This is a genomic window from Hyphomonas atlantica corrig. (assembly GCF_017795365.1).
Lineage (GTDB): Bacteria > Pseudomonadota > Alphaproteobacteria > Caulobacterales > Hyphomonadaceae > Hyphomonas > Hyphomonas atlantica.
This window is the reverse complement of record NZ_CP051254.1, coordinates 1,898,669-1,914,189: the sequence shown is the minus strand read 5'-3', so window position 1 is coordinate 1,914,189 and position 15,521 is coordinate 1,898,669. Positions and strand designations below refer to the sequence as shown.

Below are 15,521 nucleotides of genomic sequence, written 5' to 3'. Positions count from 1 at the left end.
TCAATTTATTATAGTTATTTGCGTATCGTTTGGCGCTCTGCTGAGTGTTACTTTCGTATCTCCAAAATGAGTTCAAAGCCCTTGCCATTTGGAAACACTTCTTCGCTGAAATGCACATTGACGCCTTCTTGCTCGACATCAAACTCTTCCCGTTTTGTCAGTTTTTCCGAAACCTGAACGTCGCAATGTGGGGCAGCGCGTTCAAGCAGGACAACAGCCAGCCTGCTGAACTCCGCGAGAGCTTCGTCAGACACAAACTCTGCAACGAAATGCCCTTTTAGTTTTAGGCTTTTCGCAACGCCTTTCACGCCCGCAAATGAATAGTTCACAATGCCTGGGACAAGCCCCTCATCAAGGTCTCTGGAGGCAACTCCGGACCACCACTCTTCTTCATCGTACCCCGCGTGAAAATCCCCTGTACGCAATCCCTCATCAGTCAGGAATTCCCGAGCCGAATGGGGACTCCATCCTACCCTTTCATCGACTTGGGGAGGGTTCTTTTCTTCCCGATGATATTCAAGAACATCGCGGATGATCCTAACAACGTCATCATTATTTTTAGCGGGCATGCTGTGAAACTGCCGTGTTGCGCGCCTTAGAAGCCATGGGCGCAGCGCGAACGCCCAGAAGAGACGTTTCTTCGCATACTTTTTCAACTCGTCAGATTGAAAGGTCTTCATGTCAATTTGAATGCGCGCACCTTCAATGTGTGAATAACAATGCACCGCATAGAAGAATGGAATTGAACCGATGGTCAGATAGATTGGCAGGATGAAATTTCGGAACATCTGAGTAGTGAAGAACCCTTCCGGAGCGGCCCAAATCTGAGACAAAGAATTCCAGAAAATCACGATGGCAACGAATGCCAAAATCCATGTCAGGAGTTTGTTCACGGCAGAATATTCGGGACTCCGCTCCGAAATAACAACCATCATGGCGAGCGCTGTAACTGCCGGAACCAAGAATAGCTCTGTCAACAAGCCGAAGGTTTCTGCAACGAAGATAAATTCCAAAAGCGCTGCTCCGCTTAAGGCATCTTTGGCATAGCCTCGAAAATGCTGAGTGCCTTCTTTGGCCTCAAACGCCCGCGCCAGAAGAGGCAGTCCGCCGAGAAAATACCAAATAATTGTCTGCGTCAGCAAACTTAAGCCCCATACTGTCGAGTACGTACCCAGCCAGGACAAAATAGTTACGTTCAGGGCAAAACAGAGGAGCAACACCAGAAGCGTACTCTGACACGCAACCGCTACTATGCCTTTGAGGCTTTCGCGACCGCCTTTCTTCAAAGAGAATAAGAGAAGGATAATCGTCAACCAGACCGCACTGGCAAGTTCGCGATTGTTGAAGTTTCTGGTGATCCACTCCCCCAACTCACTCATCGCTACATCCGACAAATTCCAGTAGCGGGTCGTAATCGTGACCATCGGCGGCGCGGAGCGCAGCGATATAGGCGTCCCGTCTTTCATTGTTGTTGGTCAGGTCCGCGCCGTTTTCCCAGTCTATCGGCGCATGCTCAAAGCACTCTGACAGGTAAGTGTCCGCCGCTATCCTTGAGTGACGACCATTTCCATTTGCAAACGGATGAATTTGCACAAGGCGGTGATGAAAACGCGCTGCCGCTTCCAACGGCGGATAGGTGTTGTTCTCCACCCAGTATTTGGCATCGCCCAAGAGATGACGAATGCTCACGCCGATCATCATCGGATCAATACCGATATTCTTCTCGCGCAGGCGATATGTCCCCGCCCAGCCCCAGACATCGCCAAAAAGGCGTCTATGAAGCTCACGCAGGAAGTCATCCGTCAGAATGTCCGCCTTACGACGACGCCCGAGCCAGAGAAGGCCAGTCTGAATATTGGCCTGCTCAAGCTCGTCCAACTCGCTGCGCGTTGTGATGTGGTCGAACTTCAAGCCCTCCAGCTCATCGGGATCAAGCGGCGTTGCGCCATCGGGTTCACCTATGATCGCGTTCATTCGACCTCCCAGAAGTTGGACGGCGGGTTCTGGATCAATTCTCGGGTCAGCCTTTCAATCTCGGCTTTGTTCTGCTCATCACGCAGCGATTGCTTTTCCAGAGCCATATGCGTGGCCGCACGCTTTACGAGCGCGGTGGCTTTCTTGCGCGCCTGCGCCTCTACGACATCATTGAGATTGCCGCTTTCAGGTATGATCGCGTAGACAAAACGGCAGCCAAGACCTTCGGCCAGCTCATGCATCGAGCGAAGCGTCACGCCGCCCTCTGCCTCAGCCTTCTCCGCCTGCGATATCCGCCCGCGAGACAGAGACAAGCGCTTACCCAGCTGCGCGCCGGACATGCCCAGGGCATTGCGCACAAGGGCAATCCAGCCCTCTTTCGGGGTTTGAAGCTGGCGCGCGGAATCCATAGCGGATTTGTTGATTCTGCTCAGCATTTGCTTTCTGGCGATGTCTTTGACGCTCATGGTGTCTATATCCGTATTGACGGGTTTTTCTTATTTGTCTCTATATTTATAGAGAATAAATCTATTAATGTCAATATATTTATAGACAAAAAGTGATGTAATGCTCACATATATGTAGTCAAAATAAGTGGACTAAACAACATCCTTCAGATATCCGCGGATCTGCAATGAGATCGCCGCTGCATCATTTGCACTCACCTCGGCAGCATTCCTCACCTCAAGTTCCCGCTTTTCGATGGCGAGGTCGAATCCCACTTCAGGCAGGCGATTGGGTATTGTCGGCATTATTCCTGGAGCAATCGCATACACTCCGTACTTCTGATATGCGGCCAGAAATCCATCGAGATTTTCGGAGGTTGATGGTGTGACTTCCAGCGAACGTATGGGAGAAGTCAGAACCTTTGCACTCATCTTGTCCGCATCAACTGGAACACGAGAAGTGATTTGAGCGATGTAATGATGCGGATTTCGCTCAGGTAACTGTCGGATGAATGAAATGGCTATCTCTTCAGTTACGTCTTTCTCGCCGAAGCGCTGACGCCAACGCTCGAAAATTTTATGACCTGCCGCCTGATCCTGGAACAGCAACATCATGATGGGCGGCAAGCTAGGATCAGCCTGCAAGAAGCCGCATCCACGCCACACCGCTTTATTCCAGGTCTGCTGATCGATAACTGATCGAACACCGAACATTTTGTGATTTTTGGGTGGTGCAAGGTCAAGCCCTGCATCCTTATCGCTCTGACCAACGCTGGCTTTCACTTCAGCATCAGGAACGGTCGGCCTCGATTTCTTGAGCTCGTAAGACTTTAGGTCGTGCTCATCCCAATCACTTAGTTGAGAATAAGGCTTATGGAATAGACGATTATAGCTGTTTGGAAATGCCGTGATCATCGCAATTCGATGGAGCACCGCCTCATCTTCAAACAAACCCTCAAGAAGTCCATATGAATCCGGCGTTGCGCACCCGGTGGCCAGAACATGCGCAGCAATCACGACTAATCCAGTACGAACCTCATCAACTCGGTCATAGCTGGCTACAGGAAGATTGCTGGGCCATTTGACATTCGTCGTCATGTCAAATGGTTCACTTGTCACTTCAGGTTCGCCCAAATTATCGTCAGCAGTGAGCACAATTCGATACTGCTCCGTATGGGGGGCGATTCTCCGCTCAATAACAGTCGCAAAGAATGCCTCTAGTACTCCCAATATTGTCTCCGCGACAGAAATCAGATCAGCACCTTCGATTTCAACAACAACCTGCATGCCCAAAATCGTTGTCTGCAAAGATTGCGGACCTTCTGCGTTGAGTACAGGCGGCACCTCCACACTTTGGCTCACTGGCTGGCCCTTCATTTGGGCCATCAATTCCAGAATGCCTTCGTCACTTTCCTCCGCCGGAATTGACCCATCCGCGCGCAAGACATCCAAATGCCCAAGCGAATAAAGAAGAGCTATGCGGGCCATGTGGAGGTTTAACCCTTCCAACAAATCAGGCAGCTTTACCATGTGAACAAGTTGAGATTCATCGAGATTCAGCAGAAGTGAACCTATCGCGATGTCTAGTTCTTGAAGGTCATGACTGACGCGCTCTTTAGATGCATCATCAAGTGGCAGCCCCGCAAGAAAGCCATTGAGTAGCTGAACATTGTGAAGAAAGTCAGATAAGTGCCAAAGCTCCAGTGATATCCACGCCCACATCTTCATTGCTGGCACGACTTTTACAGGAATCTCGTTTGCCCTGTCGCCTTCAATAAACATCGTTGTCATAGCCATGGCGCAACTCGCACGCGCAGCCCACAAGAGGCCAGCACTTCGGTAGGCTAGAGAAAGAAGATGGGTCGCTTCGACCAATTCTTCTGAATACTCCTGCTTGGAAAGTCCGACTACTGCCTTTCCAAGCCATCGGATCATGTCAAAGTTATCATCAAAGTCGAGCTTCTTTGCCCGGCTCAGATACATCAACGCAGCCTCACTTTCACTTGTCCGTTCGGCAACGAGTTCGGCACATTTTTCGACAAGGTTATTATATGCCGGATTATTTCCAGCCACCCGTCCGGCGACCTCAATAAAGTCAATGAGCGTCTGGAAGCCAAACTCGCCCAAGCCGCGTGCGGCTTGAACAATTTCAGCGTACTCATTCCAAATTTGAGGCAGCGCATCACGCTGCCCCCTTAACATCGCCCGGTTTAACTGTACTCGGAGAATAGCTGAACGGGCCTCAAGCCTGTTGTTGGGCCGCTCTGGATCATCGGCCAGGACCTGCAGTCTTCGCTCAAGGCGCTGAGCACGCTCCCAGAGCTTTGCATCTTCAATAGAGACATGATTGTGAGTAACACTATTAACGAGAAGCTGGTGAAGATTTCCAAGCCATTCCAAGTCGACAGCATTGTCAGATTCAATGACCCGCTCTTCAAATGCGTCATAGTGGGAGAGCAAGAACTCAATATCATTGAACCACCAGAAAGCGGTCCAAAACTGTTCGTAATTCGCTTCCAATTTCTGCCGATAGGTTCCGTACTTCTCGGCGAGATTGACTGCCCTCATGAAACGCCCATCAGTTTCTATCCGTGGGCGTTCTAAATTTCGGGAAAGTTTCGCTGCGACCAAAGCCTCTGACGCCAATTGCATTTCCATGCCATCGAAGGCAGCAGGGTTCTGAATATCTTTCTCGATGTCTTCGAGTTGCTGGGTACGAGAATAGTCATTTGGCCCGAGCCTCGTGCCATCGGATACAGCCTGACCAACGTTCAGGAAATTGAAAGCAAGGTCCAACCGTTCTTTTTCGATAACCTCATCGACAATCCATGTACGGTCGTGAATTGTAACCGGAATTCCGTATGCTTTCGTCAGCTCATCCTCTAACCGCGCGCGGTCCTTCGCGCGGGCATGTCGGCTGGTAATGAAGAAAATACGCTCATAGTTGCGTTCGGTCTCGACGATCTTGGCTACATCGCTTCTCGCTTTAACCGTCCATTTCTTCTCAGCGCTGATTGCGAATGCCCATTTTTCATTGCCTGTGTTCGCCAGGCCTTCATAAAATCGTTCCTGTACCTCCTCGGAAACAGGAAGGGATTCTGTGTCGACTTTGCTATCTCCACCACCTTCTGGTCCTGTCTGCGCCCTCAAATTCGGACAAATAGCTCGCTCACAAAGCTTCCTACAGAAGAGCTCAAAGTCGTGGGTCTGGTTGCGAGCGGTGATTGTCCCTAAATGATATTCTAACTGATCGGGCGTCAGGATAATGGTGTTGCGCGCTTGCGTGTCTGAATAATATTCAGGCCGCAGTTTACGCATGAAATCCGAAGGCATCATGCCTTGCGGAATTGCTTCAGGGTCATCTTCACTATTCTTCATATGTTCAACCATGATACCGAACATATATAGAACAAAGCCACATCGGATACAAAGCCAAATGGGAGTCGACGTCCATAGTCGGTGGACAACTTCGATCCGGAATGGAGCGCACCCTTTGGGACGGGCTGTCGTGAACCAAGCCCGCCCGCGCGGTCTTGGCCATGCGGCGTCGATCCCTCGCGCAAGGACTTAGGGCTCTGCCCTCACCGCGCTTCGCAAAAAATAGACGGTCTCCCGAGGCTCGCAGCATAGCTGCTGCGCCCGCCGTCGATTTTTCCCTCCGCTTGGACACCCGCTGCTCGACCGCGAGGCAGGGTTGCATGTGCAACCCATACCCTACGGGAGATCAGTAAAATGAAAAACCAAACGTGTGAAATCAGAATCTATGTCGCCTGCTTAGCCAGCTACAATAACGGACACCTGCACGGGCGCTGGATCTACGCCAACCAAAGCGCCGCAGCAATCTGGGCGCTCGTCTCAGACATGCTCAAAGACTCACCGATTGAAGAGGCGGAAGAGTGGGCAATTCACGGTGCGACCAGAAAGTCGCATCTGTTGAGTGAGGCAGGGATGCCTCTGGTCGAGCCTTCTCGACCATTTCTAGCCGGAGCGTGCGAGCTGGGTAACCGGCTGGTGCGAAGCCTCCGGAAACGAGCGGGGAGCTGGCAGCCACACGCCGGTGAACCGCCCAAGGAGAAGACCGGTATGGTGAACGAAAGTGAATCTGTGTTGATGCGTCGTTACCCATCAGTCCCCCGGAAGTGGCTTTTACGGGGAGCAAGGGAATGGGCTGGGGGCACGTGGATCCCTCAGTCGGAAGGTCGATATTCCCCGGCGTATAGCAGGCACCTAACCCGGTCGCATCTCACAGATGCGGAACTGAGTAACCCCGATGAGGTCCGGTCGCTGGCAACAGCATTCGGTAAGCGGCTCGCAAGAGCCGCCCAACTCCTCAGCGGGTGTAGGAAGTTATCAGAAGCAAATGCCGCCAGCCGAAAGGCACGGGGAATACATAACCCGGCGGATAGGGCCATGCCCAACCTGAAAGGGTGCTGACAGATGACTGGTGAGTCCCCCGTAATCTCATGGAACAGCAACCGAACCGTTCGTGAAAAGATGGACGGGCCGCAAGGCCTGATCGTAAGCGGCGGAACTGTTCAATGGCAGACCATTGACTGGCCTGCCGCCTATCGAACCGTCAGGACGCTGCGCCGGAGAATCTATCGGGCGACTGAAATGCGGGACTGGAAGACGGTTCGCTCGTTGCAAAAGCTGATGCTGCGCAGCCGGGCGAACCTGCTCGTTTCCATCCGAAGGGTCAGCCAGATCAATCGCGGGAAAGCCTCTCCCGGTGTCGATGCGCGAACCGCACTGACGCCGACCGAGCGGGCCGACCTTGCGAACCAGCTGGGGAACCTCAAGGCATGGGAGCCGCTTCCAGCCCGGAGGGTGTATATCCCTAAAGCGAGCGGTAAGAAGCGGCCGCTCGGAATCCCGTCCCTCATCGACCGGTGCCAGCAGGCCATTGTGCTCAATGCACTTGAGCCCTGTTGGGAAGCGCAGTTCGAGGGGACAAGCTACGGGTTCCGGCCCGGTCGTAGCGTCCATGACGCCATCGAGCGGATATATCTGGCAACGAAATCCGGGTCCAAACGGGTCTGGGTTCTTGATGCCGATATCAAAGGCTGCTTCGACAATATCGACCACGACGCCCTGATGGAGGCCATCGGCAACTTCCCCGCAAGGGGAATGATCCGCCGTTGGCTGAAGGCAGGCTATGTGGAAGATGGCGTGTTCCACGCCACCGAGCAGGGCACACCGCAAGGCGGGGTCATCAGTCCCCTACTTGCGAACATCGCCCTGCATGGAATGGAAGAAGCGCTGGGCATTGAGTATCGCGGAGGCACGAGCGCCTCATACGTGAAACCTCACTGCCCTGTCTTTGTGCGGTATGCTGATGACTTCGTCGTCATCTGCCACACCGAGACGCAAGCGCTTGAGGCCAGGACACGGGTTGCGGCCTTTCTCGCCGGGCGCGGTCTTTACCTCTCCGAGGAGAAGACCAGCATCCGGCACATACGGGAAGGCTTCGACTTCCTCGGCTTCAATGTCCGTTCCTACAAGGTGGCAGACCGCGCCGCTGGCACGAAGACCCTGATCAAACCTTCCAAGGACGCCGTCAAAGCGTTCAGGAAGAAGCTCAGGGACCTGTTCCGCGCCCATGTCGGTTCGGATCAGGGGCAGCTGCTTGCAGCTGCCAATCCGGTGATACGTGGATGGTGCAATTACTACCGCTACAGTGTCGCCGGGAAAATCTTCTCGGGGATCGAACACTATGTCCATGTCCGGCAACGTCGCTGGTGCCACCGTGCCCATGCGAGGAAGCTGAAACACTGGTGGATGCGGAAATACTTCGGGCGGCACTATAACTGCCCGAACTTCAGCTACACCTTTATGGACAAGCAGTCTGGTGCGTTCATGATCCATCCAGCCGCGATCAAAATCGTGCGCTGGACGATGGTGAAGCACCGCAACTCTCCCGACGATCCGTCTCTCGCCGACTACTGGCGAAACCGGACCCGCCGGATGGGAGGGACTGACCTCACGCGCAGTTGGCAGAAGGTTGCGCAGCGGCAACGGCACACGTGCCCGACCTGCCGCGAGAGCCTCTACAATGGCGAAACCATCCGCATGTCTCATGTGGATGGGGACAGGACGAACGGTTCCTACCGGAACCTGCGACTTGTCCACGCCGACTGCCGCCGCGCGGCACAACAGGGACTTGCTTGAGCCGTGTGCGGGGAAACTTGCAAGCACGGTTCTGAGGGGACGGGTCGGCGGCAACGCCGACCTGTTACCCGACACTATGAAGGCTTTGAAGGCGCCACCATCAGTGAATGGGAGAGTTTTGAGCGTATCTCGGAGATTGCCGCATTCATAGCTGAACATGGCGAACTCGGCGGCAAGCTTATCGCGTATTTCGACAGCCTTGAAGATGCGAGAACCGCAATCAACGATCAGTATGCGGGGCAATACCGCTCTACTGCCGACTTCGTACAGGAGGTGACCGAGCAAAGCACCGAAATCCCAAAGAGCCTTCAATATTACATCGACTGGGAGTCGATGGCGCGAGACTGCGAAATCAATGACATCCTGACCATCGAGACAGGCTTTGAATCCTTCCACATATTCTGGAGGGCTTAAGTAATGAAGAAAGTTCAGACCTTTACACCCACCCATGAGCATAGGGGCTACTCCCCAGGGCATCCTTGGTATTATTTCCTTGGCGGACAGCCACTCAGCCCCCGAGACATCCTCGAAGCAACACGCCAAAGCGGTTATCAGGGCTATGCCCGCGAGAACATCAAAGCAGCCGATCAGATGGCAGAGCCAAAACGCTCGGAAACCCTTCGCATGCTACGCGCAAAGTTCTTGAGCGATTTACGCAATGACCTCAGCCGCTACCGCGAATGCGTTAGAGAACTTCGTCAAACAAATAGACAACTGCCGGATGACAGCAAGATTGCGTCCTGCGGCGACATCCACACGGCCCTGAGCTTAAAGCACAATCACATGGTCAATAATTTCGCTCACTTGATCGCGCTTGATGACATGCTCACACGCCAGAGGGATTTATTTGAACTGCTTTAGAGACCGTAGCACATTGAAAACCGCTTCATATGTCGCCACTTCTTTGAAATGCTGCAACTTCTTCTATCTGCATTGTATAACCCTTTTCGTCGGGGCTATGCGTGGGCCTTAATAATATCCTTGATAGCCTTAGCTGCTTTCTCTGCAGGGTATTGGCTGATCCAGCCACCTAAGAGTTTTGCATCTCGTCCCCCGACTCTAGCCATTCAAGCAGATTCAGGCTGCGAAGGACCGTGGACGGTTTACGCAGGCGCAGGAAACAAAGACAACTTCATCATAGCGGTAGTTGCCGATACGGAAGAACCACTCAGTTACGCAAGTAAGTTTGAAGAAATACTCGCAAACCCTCAAACCTCTGACCCTTACGCCCCGTTCAATAAGATGACACACCATTGTGGCGTCATGGATATTGCGGTGGTCGCTCCTAAAGGAAGCACGCTGATACCACTCGGTGCGGTTTTTGGTGGCGGAGATATTCAAAACGCAAATATCGGAAATTTTCTAGAAGAAGATTTTAATCCCTATTTCGATGCGGATGCTGAAATTGAAAAGCTAATTGCATCCGAAAAAGAACGGGCGCTAAAAAATGCGGATGGATCCATAGCATTTCTTACCCCCACGCTTGATGAAAACCAGATCGGTTATGTCGCGATGCGAGAGGACAAAACCGCACTTGAAGTCCTGGCGGCGGATGCAGAGGACGGACCATATTCTATGCGTACTCGACCCTTTTGGAATGAGTGCGCGGAAGAGGCTGGAGAAGCCGCCCCAACTCCGTTGGCATGCGCTTTCAGATTAAGAGCGACGCCAAGACCCTCGCCGTATCTTGGCCCCCACCTCACTCGCATGTGCCTTCCCAGTGATGAAGAAAAATCCGCAGGGGTTGGTTTTTGCGATGATCCCATCGAAGCGGTGTCGGTTGGCGGTAATGATTATGATGTGGCACCAGTAGCAATTCTATTCGAGCTAAAATGCTCAGAGTGTAAGGCAGGAAACCAAAATGGACTTTCCATCGCTACCGCCTTCGGTGGCTACTACCCCTTAGGTCTAAAAGACTTCCGAGGTGAGTTTTCCTACTCACCTATAAGCACCCCCAACTTTCAAGCTACTCCCTGGAAATCCGACAGCACGCCAAGGACGTCCAGCGTAGGGAACTGGTCAACCAAGCGAAATATAGGATACCGAAGCGATCTGATAGACAGCTATGTTTGGAATCCGACTTCGACAGCTGAGCGTCGCCAGTTTCAAATCACACTAGGGTCAATTTTAATGGGTTTGGGCCTCACGCTCATCGCAGAAATATTGATCGTGTCATTACACCCTGGCGTAAAGCTTTCACTTGGAGATGAACTCCCCAACGAGAAAGCAACTCCCACTACTCAGTCTGAACCTGCTGAGAAAGACAAGCCTGCGCCCACCGAAGCATCGGCAACAACTTCCTCTGCGGAGGACCCAGAATCGGATGTCCTAAACCTGACTGGCGAGACCGAAACGGACCTCGCGGATACCAGCGAACAAAGTGCGTCAGAAGACGAAACAAAATCCGGCGACAGCGATGAGAAATCAAGAAATGACTGAAGATGGCTGTGATGAACTATTGTAGTATTGCCTGTAAACTTAAAACGCCCATCACTTTTGAAAAACAATCTCTAGACTGTAGAATTTTCTCGGTCATTAGATAGCGAGTAACGAGGCGGTGCCAACTCCGAAATCAGGAAGTGCAATTTTTCTTCGTCTTTTTGCGAGTAGTATACCGACTCGCAAGCTTCCAAATTTGCACACCAATCAGATAGTTGATCAGGATTCAGCATTTTGATGGCATGAATCAGATTATCAATTTGAAGCTCTACCTGAACTGAATCATGATTAAACAAAAAGGGACTGAAGTTTCCTTTTAAGGTCTCATAGTTCCCATTTAAACATATAAAATCATCAATGGCTTTCCTGATTGGCATGCTTCATTATTGCACTTTCTAGACACAATTCTCAAGATTAAAATTCTTCATTGTACTTACGAAAATCAACAGTATCGCCAGAGGGAGAAATATCTTTCTCATACATCTTTCCATACCCATCATTCCTCGCCGGCGAAAAACTCTGTACTCTCACTGCGCCCCCTTCTATCCTTTGAAGGGTTGGTGGATGCGCATTGGCAACGGGTTTAAACGATAGCGCTTTCTCCGCCTGCTTGGGAGGTAACGGATCAGATGTTTTGCCAAAGCTTGAGTTTAGGCTTTCAGATGATGTTCCGCTAAAAAAAGCACCCTGCTTTCGTTGAAGTAATGCGTTGGCGTCATCTAAGACTGCTGCTGGCGGAGTAGTCGGCGTGGGCGCATCATAACGCTGCGCTCTATATGGGGCAGCGCGCCGAACATCCGTAGTCTCTTCACCTTCCTTTTTGAAGACTTTGACGATGGCTTCACCGGCTTGAACGCGGGGATTTTCCGCCTGAGCTGAGAGCATGGGTACGGCTATAGAAGCAATGGCGAGAACTATGCCTGGAAACAAAAGCCTGATGCTGGAAGACATGGGATGTTCCTCTCGCCAAATCTGTGACTATTTCCTCTTTACCCGAGATGCTGCGACTATGCCAGTGACCAGCCCCGCTGCCGCCGTCATGAGAACAAAATACTCCCCACCAGGAAACGCGCCGTGAGTGTTGTAGATACCAGCAGCAGAAAGCCCGCCTTCAATGGCCTCCGCTGTAAACCCGCCTTTAAAAGCTTCCCATGAGCTTTTTGTAGTTCCGGCAAGAAAGAAAACAAAAATGAGACCCGCTGGTGAGAGCAGGACTCCTACAATGTTTGAGGCGATAGCGAGCCAACCATATTCGTTTTCATAACCTTCAATCAGGGCCTTGGCATCCTCCTGGCATGGCAAGAAATCGCCTTCAAAAACAAACTCGCAGTAAATCTCATCCGCCCATTCAAGCGCGAACCCCTGAAACGCGGGTATGAACAAAGCAGCCACGATTTTATCGCCACTCTCATCGCCCTTGCCCGATGGGGAGACAGGATATCTCTGCAAGCCTCTTTCATCTCTCACAGGCGCCCCCCTCGGAGGCGCTACCACGGGTCTATCTTGGGTGCTATACTTATTAAATGGAGATAATGGGCTGGACGTTCTTGCAATGGCTTTTGGAAGCGCATCTTGTTCCATCAAAAAATCAAGGGCGTCCACGGCACGAATGACTATCAGGTTATTTGATCGTCCAGCCAGTTTCGAGTGTATGTGGCGAGAAAATTTCTCCGTGTAACGACCGTCTGCGGGATCGCTCCACCCTTGCCCCCAATAATCCTTGTCTTTTTGTAAGGCCAGAATGAAAGAATTGAGCGCCCTGGCCGTAGCTAGATCGAATTGCTTGGAACGCTTAACCGCAAAACCAGCATCAATGAGTGCATCCTGAATATAACCAATCGCTAAACCCTTTAGTTCGAGCTTAATCCTTACAAGATGGTCTTTATTATCCAGAAGAAGCTGGGTGTTTATGGCTTCGTAGCGATCGATTTCTTCATCAATTTGTCTGCCCAATTCTGTTCTCGAAATCCTACCGTCTCTATAAAGAGAAAATATTCTTGCTTTTGAGTGAAGATGTACATCCAAGTTCAAGCTTGCCAACAACGCTGGCTGGAGACAATCTTCCATCGATAGAGATCGCAACTCATTCCTCAGTTTCTCATGAACACGAATTCTTTGATTTATAGCTTGGTCGCTATACCCTCCAACATACCCTCGAATTTGTTCGGGACCGATAAGGCTAGACTGAATATCCTCCATCTTCTCAAAAAGACGCTCTGAACAAGCTTGTGATCGCCGATACTCAGAGAAAGTCTCTTGTCCTATCGCATGAAAGCAAACGAAGATCGAAAAGAACAAAATCGTAGCCAGCTTATTCACATGCCATTCCCCAAGAGCCTCCCGACCCTACTAGCAGGCGAGCTTGCAGTTTGTCCTGCGCAATGAACAAGCCGCTCTCACATCCATCCCCCTCATCAGTCTTTCGAGTTATATTTCACCTGACATGAAGGGCCTATGAATACAAAGTCATTCAATCAATCTGATGGATATCGAACATCAATTTCATGCTGTGAACGGGCTAAACTTATTACTCGACTCGAGTTGGAATGAGAGATCACCGCTCCGGCTCTGGCCCTCGTCTCTGACCAGATGCAGCTTGCCGACGGTCCATGAACGCCTGCTTTCGTTCTTCCCGCGATAAGTTAGCCCGTGCTTCAAAATCCGCGCGGTCCCGCGAGACCTCTTGGCGCTGCTGGCTCAGTTTTTCACGCCGTTCTTCCATACGTCTTTGGAAAAAGAGCCGCTGTTCGCGCTGACGCTGAATCAAATCGTGTTTCTCGGCCTCATCCCTCATTTGCGCCTTTGCCGCTTCGGCCTCATTCTCGCGCTTGATCCGTGCAGTCTCACCATTCAGCCATGACCACGCCCGCTTAAGCAGACCGTTCGGGAATTTGGCCTGCCTTGCCCGAACCTCTTCGATGCGGCGCTGCTCAATCCGTTGGAGCGTTTCGTCCCGTTCAGCGCGTTGACGCTCAATGAGAGCCTGTTTCTGTACGCTGCGCTCAGTCAGACGCGCCGCATTGCGGGTTCTCAGCTCTTGCGCAAACCCGCCCATCTTCTCCGCCATGTCGCGGGCGTATTGGGCTTGAGCCGATTCAACATCGGGCAAGTCCTTCTCCGGCCCCAAGCGCTCTCGCACCATCTTGGTCTTCACACCTAGCCAGCGCGGCAGGCTCATCACTTCCCCCTGATGATCAATTACGACAAAGCCGCGCCGATCCCCGCGCGCGAGCCGGAAGCCCTTATCCTGTAATGCATGCTCAAAGGCGGCCCGAGTGTCACTCATCGCCCAAGCCGCTTGCATATCCGCCTTGATTTCATCGGCACGACGCCCTGTGCGCTTGGCCTGTTGATATTGCTCAAGCGTGTAGTTGAGCGGATTGCGCTCGACTTTGTTGATCAGGCCGCGCGGCACATCCCAACCATGCTCTATGAACAACTCGCGGCTTACATCGCGCATCTTGAGCCGATTGAACGGCATTGGAATGGCCCGCATGGTTTCAGCATCAATCCGTGACCAGACGACATGGCAATGCCGATCTCGATGCTCGCCTTTCTCATGGAAGACAATCACGCGAGGTTGACCTGACAGCCCCAAGGCGTCTTCGGCCTTGGCAATCGCTTTCTCGAAGTCCTTCGAACTGGCATTGGCATCCTTGGGTGGTGACAGGCTGAGCGAGAATAGAGGCTTTTGGCAGCGTGTGCCTTTGGCAAGCGCTTCAATCTCCTGAAACGCTCCGCGCACATCATCCGCCATGAAGCCTTCAACATCATGCACCTGGACGTGTTCATTCTCATCGGTGCGCATGAGGTGAATCGCCAACTCACGCCCGCCGCCTCTGGCATTACCGTGCAGGATCATGGCGTGCGGCCCCCATAGCCAAGCGCAGCCATGATATCCTGCCGCAAAGATTTTAGCTCGGCGCAAGTTTCACGAAGCTCTTCGATCAGATCAGGCGTGAGAGGCAATGCCCCGATATTCGCAGCCTTGGCGATCTGATTGAGGTTCTGAGAAATGCGCGACTGACCCAAAGCGCCCAGCACTTTGCCAAGCGCTTCGCGATCCACCTGCCGCGCGCGGGAGCGATAATGCGGTCCTGTGAACAGGCGCGACTTGATGTAAGCGCCCAAAGGTTGACCGTTAGCCTTGTCCGCAAGCTCGTCTCGTTCTTGTTTCGTCAGGCGCAGGGAGAACGGCGCGCCGCGTTTGGTTCGGGCAGGCCGGATTTTTACATCGCCGTGTCCCGCCGCCTCCGAGAAGCTTTCATATGTCTTGGGTCCGCCGGGTCTCCTCATAAGCCCAGCTCCTCAAGCTCATAACGATATGGTTGAAGTTGGTCTTCGAAATATCGTAAGCTTTCAAATAGTTCGTCCACTTCAATCGGAGAGTTTAAGAGATCTCCGCTCAGTGGCACCAGGATTTCCCCTCATTTCGCAAGAGATCGCTGACGCGGATGTGGTCCCTCTCGGGAAACGCTGAGCCTCAGTTCGATT

General features: G+C 52.2%; 13 protein-coding genes. 5 read left to right on the top strand and 8 right to left on the bottom strand.

Going from position 1 to position 15,521, the window contains the following annotated elements:
- Positions 1-47 precede the first annotated feature (47 nt).
- The 4 genes from HF931_RS09460 to HF931_RS09445 all read right to left on the bottom strand — a co-directional run bounded on the left by HF931_RS09460 (position 48) and on the right by HF931_RS09445 (position 5,798).
- The gene (locus tag HF931_RS09460) at positions 48-1,466 is read right to left on the bottom strand and encodes a hypothetical protein (protein WP_273239847.1); all 1,419 of its coding nucleotides are present in this window, start codon (positions 1,464-1,466) and stop codon (positions 48-50) included.
- Positions 1,372-1,974 carry a mobile mystery protein B gene (locus HF931_RS09455; RefSeq protein WP_273239845.1) on the bottom strand — a complete coding sequence of 201 codons (603 nt, stop codon included), beginning with the start codon at positions 1,972-1,974 and terminating at the stop codon, positions 1,372-1,374. Before HF931_RS09455 ends, HF931_RS09460 begins: the two co-directional genes overlap by 95 nt.
- The gene (locus HF931_RS09450) at positions 1,971-2,441 is read right to left on the bottom strand and encodes a mobile mystery protein A (RefSeq protein WP_273239843.1); all 471 of its coding nucleotides are present in this window, start codon (positions 2,439-2,441) and stop codon (positions 1,971-1,973) included. Before HF931_RS09450 ends, HF931_RS09455 begins: the two co-directional genes overlap by 4 nt.
- A 132-nt stretch (positions 2,442-2,573) precedes the next feature.
- The gene (locus HF931_RS09445; protein ID WP_273239842.1) at positions 2,574-5,798 is read right to left on the bottom strand and encodes a hypothetical protein; all 3,225 of its coding nucleotides are present in this window, start codon (positions 5,796-5,798) and stop codon (positions 2,574-2,576) included.
- A gap of 354 nt (positions 5,799-6,152) precedes the next feature.
- Here HF931_RS09445 and HF931_RS09440 point away from each other — a divergent pair, with 354 nt between their 5' ends.
- Genes HF931_RS09440 through HF931_RS09420 form a run of 5 tightly spaced genes read left to right on the top strand, consistent with a single transcriptional unit; the run spans position 6,153 to position 11,027 of the window.
- Complete coding sequence (locus tag HF931_RS09440) at positions 6,153-6,854, top strand: antirestriction protein ArdA (protein ID WP_273239840.1); 702 nt, start codon at positions 6,153-6,155, stop codon at positions 6,852-6,854.
- A 3-nt stretch (positions 6,855-6,857) separates the two neighbouring features.
- Positions 6,858-8,588 carry a group II intron reverse transcriptase/maturase gene (ltrA, locus tag HF931_RS09435; protein ID WP_273239838.1) on the top strand — a complete coding sequence of 577 codons (1,731 nt, stop codon included), beginning with the start codon at positions 6,858-6,860 and terminating at the stop codon, positions 8,586-8,588.
- A 3-nt stretch (positions 8,589-8,591) separates the two neighbouring features.
- Entirely contained in the window at positions 8,592-9,002 is a 411-nt protein-coding gene (locus HF931_RS09430) for an antirestriction protein ArdA (RefSeq protein ID WP_273239836.1), read from the top strand.
- Between the two features lie 3 nt (positions 9,003-9,005).
- A complete protein-coding gene (locus tag HF931_RS09425) occupies positions 9,006-9,449 on the top strand; it encodes a hypothetical protein (RefSeq protein ID WP_273239834.1) in 444 nt (147 codons plus the stop codon).
- 48 nt (positions 9,450-9,497) lie between these two features.
- On the top strand, positions 9,498-11,027 hold the full coding sequence (locus HF931_RS09420; RefSeq protein ID WP_273239833.1) for a hypothetical protein: 1,530 nt from the start codon (positions 9,498-9,500) through the stop codon (positions 11,025-11,027).
- Between the two features lie 414 nt (positions 11,028-11,441).
- On the opposite strand, the gene HF931_RS09415 is transcribed toward HF931_RS09420, so the two are convergent.
- From HF931_RS09415 to HF931_RS09400, 4 genes are all read right to left on the bottom strand, one after another.
- Positions 11,442-11,978: a hypothetical protein gene (locus HF931_RS09415; RefSeq protein WP_273239831.1), complete on the bottom strand. Its 537-nt coding sequence runs from the start codon at positions 11,976-11,978 to the stop codon at positions 11,442-11,444.
- Between the two features lie 27 nt (positions 11,979-12,005).
- A complete protein-coding gene (locus tag HF931_RS09410) occupies positions 12,006-13,346 on the bottom strand; it encodes a hypothetical protein (protein WP_273239829.1) in 1,341 nt (446 codons plus the stop codon).
- Between the two features lie 235 nt (positions 13,347-13,581).
- Positions 13,582-14,889, bottom strand: coding sequence for a relaxase/mobilization nuclease domain-containing protein (locus HF931_RS09405; protein ID WP_273239827.1), 1,308 nt, complete (start codon positions 14,887-14,889; stop codon positions 13,582-13,584).
- Entirely contained in the window at positions 14,886-15,323 is a 438-nt protein-coding gene (locus tag HF931_RS09400) for a MobC domain-containing protein (RefSeq protein ID WP_081806054.1), read from the bottom strand. Before HF931_RS09400 ends, HF931_RS09405 begins: the two co-directional genes overlap by 4 nt.
- Positions 15,324-15,521: the final 198 nt, after the last annotated feature.